Origin of the sequence: Frankia sp. AiPs1 (genome assembly GCF_023716945.1) — a bacterium.
Taxonomy (GTDB): Bacteria; Actinomycetota; Actinomycetes; order Frankiales; family Frankiaceae; genus Frankia.
Genome location: NZ_JAMQQF010000496.1, coordinates 1 through 4,477 on the forward strand (window position 1 = coordinate 1; position 4,477 = coordinate 4,477).

Annotated in this window: 2 protein-coding genes; both read right to left on the reverse strand. The window is 71.7% G+C overall.

The genetic code is table 11. The annotated features are described in order from the left end of the window. A partial coding sequence (locus ND748_RS34250) for a type I polyketide synthase (protein ID WP_285902715.1) occupies nucleotides 1-3,779 on the reverse strand: 3,779 nt, incomplete at its 3' end. Nucleotides 3,780-3,927: 148 nt separating this feature from the next. Continuing rightward, nucleotides 3,928-4,477: phosphopantetheine-binding protein (locus tag ND748_RS26025; RefSeq protein ID WP_251748767.1), on the reverse strand; the 550-nt coding region annotated here is incomplete at its 5' end.

The following is a 4,477-nucleotide window of genomic DNA, read 5'->3' on the forward strand; positions in this document are numbered from 1 at the left end:
GTTGGGTTGCCGGCGGCCGACGGGTCGTCGGCGGTGGCCGGGTCGTCGGCGGTGCCAGGGTTGTGGCCGGCGGCGCGGCCGAGACCGGCCTGCAGCGGACTCAACGCCGCCGTCAGCAGCGCGGGGTGCAGACCGAAGTGGCCCAGCTCGTCCGCGCCGCGTTCGGGGAGCGCGATCTCGGCGAACAGCTCGCCGTCGCGCCGCCACAGCCGCTGTGTGCCGTCGAGGCCGGGACCGTGCGCCAGGCCGAGAGTGGCGAGGCGGGCGTCGATCTCGTCGACCGGTATCTCCTCGGCATCTGCCGGCGGCCAGCTTGCCGGCGCCTGCGCGCGCCGCGACGCCGCGGGCGCCAGCACCCCCGTGGCATGGGTCGTCCAGGGGCGGTTCACCTGCTCGCCGAGGTCGTCGTCGGCCTGGTCGCCGGCGTCGGCCGGCCCGTGGGGGCGGGCGTGCACGGTGAAGGAACGTTGCGCGCCGGTGTCCGGCGCCGCCACGGCGAGCTGAAGGTCCACATCGCCCTCGGCCGGCAGCAGCACCGGCCGGTTGATCGTCAGCTCGTCGACGCCCAGCCCGCCGAGCAGCCGCGCCGCCTGGAAGGACAGCTCCAGGATCGCGGCCGGCGGCAGCACCGCGGTGCCCCCGGCGGTGTGCTGCGCCCACTCGCCGTGGACGCGGCTGGAGACCCGGCCGGTGAGTAGCAGGCTCTGGCCGTCGCCGAGGGTGGTGGCGGCTCGCAGCAACGCGTGCCCGGTCGCGTGCAGGCCGAGGCTTGCCGCGTCACCTGGCGGTGTTGCGTCCTCCAGCCAGTAGCGGCGTCGTTGGAAGGGGTAGGTGGGCAGGGTGGTGGGGGCGGTGGTCGGGTTGAGCGTGGGGCTGGTGGGGGTGTGCCAGGTGGGGGTGTGGCCGTGGGTGTGGAGGTGGGCGAGGGCGGTGTGGAAGGTGTGGAGGGTGCCGTGGTCGCGGCGCAGGGTGCCGGTGATGGTGATGGTGGGGCGGCTGGTTTCGGTGTTTTCGGGATTGCGGTTTTCGGTGCTGTTCCTTTCGGGGTTTCCAGGATTTCCGGGGTTTCGAGGATTTCCAGGGTTTTCGGGGTTGGGTGTGGTGTCGAGGGTTTCGGTGACGGCGGTGGTGAGGACCGGGTGGGGGCTGATTTCGATGTAGGTGGTGTGGTTGTTGTGGTGGAGGGTGGTGACGGCGGGGTGGAAGAGGACGGGGTTGCGGAGGTTCTGGTACCAGTATTCGGCGGTGAGGGTGGTGGTGTCCTGGTAGGTGTTGGTGAGGGTGGAGTAGAAGGGGATGGTGGCGGGAGTGGGGGTGATGTGTGCGAGGGCGGTGGTGATGGTGGTGCGGAGGGGTTCGATGTGGGGAGTGTGGGAGGCGTAGTCGACGGGGATGCGGCGGGATTGGATGTTGTGGGTTTCGCAGTGTTGGAGGAGTGCGGTGAGGGATTCGGGGTTGCCGGCGATGATGGTGTGGGTGGGGCTGTTGTGGGCGGCGATGTGGAGGTCGGGGTAGGCGGTGAGCAGGTCGTGGGTGGTGGTGGCGGGCAGGGTGATCGATGCCATGGCGCCGGTGCCGGCGAGCGTGGTGAGGGCGTTGGCGCGTAGGGCGACGATGGCCGCGGCGTCGGTGAGGGTGAGGGCGCCGGCGATGTGGGCGGCGGCGATTTCGCCTTGGCTGTGGCCGAGGACGGTGTCGGGGTTGATGTTGTGGTGTTGCCAGAGGCGGGCGAGGCTGGTCATGACGGCGAACAGGGCGGGTTGGACGACGTCGACGGTGGTGGGGGGCGGGGTGGGGGAGGTGAGGAGGTCGAGAAGGTTGTAGGTGAGGTGGGGGTTGAGGGCGTCGGTTGCGGCGGTGAGGTGATGGGCGAAGGTGGGGGAGGTGGCGAGGAGGTCGCGGGCCATGCCGTGCCATTGGCTGCCCTGGCCGGGAAAGACGAAGACGGTTTTTCCGCGGGGGGTGGCGGTGGCGTGGACGAGGTGTGGGTGTGGTTGTTGATGGGCGAGGGCGTGGAGGGCGTCGCGGAGTTCGGTGTTGTTGGTGGTGATGATGGCGGCGCGGTGTGGGTGATGGGTTCTGCCGTGGGTGAGGGTACGGGTGAGGGAGTGCGGGGTGGTGTCGGGGTGGTTGGTGAGGTAGGTGTGCAGGCTTTCGGCCTGGGCATGTAGGGCTTGTTCGGTGTGCCCCGACAGCAACACCGGAATAGGAGTTTCCTGAGCGCCAGTAGTCTCCGCGGCAATGCCGTCCGAGGGGACGTCGGTCGAGTCTGCGGGCGACGCCGTCCCGTTTTCCGCCGCGTTGCCGCGGGCGCGCACCAACCTGACCGGCCCGGGTTCGCCGGTGGTCGTCCCCGGCGTGGATTCGTCGGCTGCCGGGGGGGCTTCTTCGATGATGATGTGGGCGTTGGTGCCGCTGATGCCGAAGGAGGAGATGGCGGCGCGGCGGGGGCGTTGGCTGGGTTCCCAGGGTTGTTCTTCGGTGAGCAGGGTGATGGTGCCGCTGTCCCAGTCGACGTGGGGGGTGGGGGCGTCGATGTGGAGGGTGCGGGGGAGGGTGTGGTGGTGGAGGGCTTCGACGATTTTGATGATGCCGGCGGCGCCGGCGGCGGCTTGGGTGTGGCCGATGTTGGATTTGAGGCTGCCGAGGTAGAGGGGGCGGTCGGCGGGTCGGTGCTGGCCGTAGACGGTGAGTAGGGCCTGGGCTTCGATGGGGTCGCCGAGGCGGGTGCCGGTGCCGTGGGCTTCGACGGCGTCGACGTCGCCGGCCTTCAGACCGGCGTCGGCGAGGGCCTGGCGGATGACCCGCTGCTGGGACGGGCCGTGCGGCGCCGAGAGCTGGCCGCTGGTGCCGTCCTGGTTGACCGCCGAGCCGCGCACGATCGCGAGCACCGGATGATTGTTGCGACGGGCGTCGGCGAGTCGCTCCACCAGCAGCAGTCCCACCCCCTCGCCCCATCCCGTCCCGTCCGCGGCCGCCGCGAACGCCTTGCACCGCCCGTCCGGGGACAGCCCGCGCTGCCGGCTGAACTCCACGAACAACCCGGGTGTCGCGATCACGGTGGCACCGCCGGCCACGGCCAGGTCGCACTCGCCTCGGCGCAGCGACTGCACCGCCAGGTGCAGCGCCACCAGCGAGGAGGAGCAGGCGGTGTCGATGGTGACGGCCGGGCCCTCGAAACCGAACGTGTAGGAGATGCGCCCGGAGGCGACGGAGCCGGCGCTGCCCAGCCCGACGTAACCTTCGAGCCCGTCCGGGGCCTGCCGGATCCGCCCGCCGTAGTCGCTGTACATCACCCCGGCGAAGACGCCGGTGCGCGAGCCGCGCAGCGAGTCCGGCGCGATCCCGGCCCGCTCGAACGCCTCCCACGACGTTTCCAGCAGCAGCCGCTGCTGCGGGTCCATCGCGGTCGCCTCCCGCGGGGAGATCCCGAAGAACGCCGGGTCGAACAGGTCGGCGTCGTGCAGGAACCCGCCCTCGCGGGCGTAGGTGTGCCCCACCCGGGCCGGGTCCGGGTCGAACAGGCCGGCCAGATCCCAGCCCCGGTTCTCGGGGAACGTCGAGATCGCGTCCGTGCCGGTCCGCACGAGGTGCCAGAGGTCCTCCGGTGAGCGCACCCCACCCGGGTACCGGCAGCCCATGCCGATGATGGCGATGGGCTCGGTGCGTTCGGCCTCCAGCTCCGACAGCCGTGCCCGGGTGGCCAGCAGGTCGGCGGTCACCCGCTTCAGGTAGTCCCGCAACCGGATCTCGGTGGCCGCGGTCGCCTCGTTCGTCATCCGACGTCACCTCTCTGCGTCTTGCGGGTCTGCGTCTTGCGGGTCTGTGTCCTGCGGATCTGTGTCCTGGGGGTTTGTGTCCTGCGGGTCTGCGTCCTGGGCTCGGCGGTGCTCGGGGCTCGGCGGGTCGTCGGGCTCGGCGGGGGGCTCATTCGCTGCCGAGCTGTCCGTCGATGAGCGCGAACAGCTCGTCGTCGGAGCTGACGTCGACGGCACGGGCGGCGGGCAGGAGCCGGTCCGCGCGGTCCGGGGCTGTGCGGTCCGGGGCTGTGCGGTCTGGGGCTATGCGGGTGAGCAGCGAGGACAGCCGATGGGCCAACTGCTCCTGCAGCTCGTCGCCGGGCCGTTCGGCGGGCAGGTCCAACGCGGCGAGGGCGGCCTCCAGGTCGGCGAGTCGGGTCAGCGCGTCGGCGGCGCCGCCCGGCAGCGCGGCCGCGAGCTCGGCGCGCAGATGCTCGGCGAGCGCGTCGATCGTCGGACGGTCGAACAGCAACGTCGTCGGCAGCCGCAGACCGGTGGCGGCGCCGATCCGGTTGCGCAGTTCCACCGCGGTGAGTGAGTCGAGGCCGAGATCGAGCAGGCCCCGGTCGGTGGGCAGCGGCCGGCCGGCCGGGTAGCCGAGCACCTCGGCCACCGCGTCGCGGACGAGATCCCTGGCCACCCGCGGCCGCTCTCCCGCGGCCGCCTCGCCGAGATGC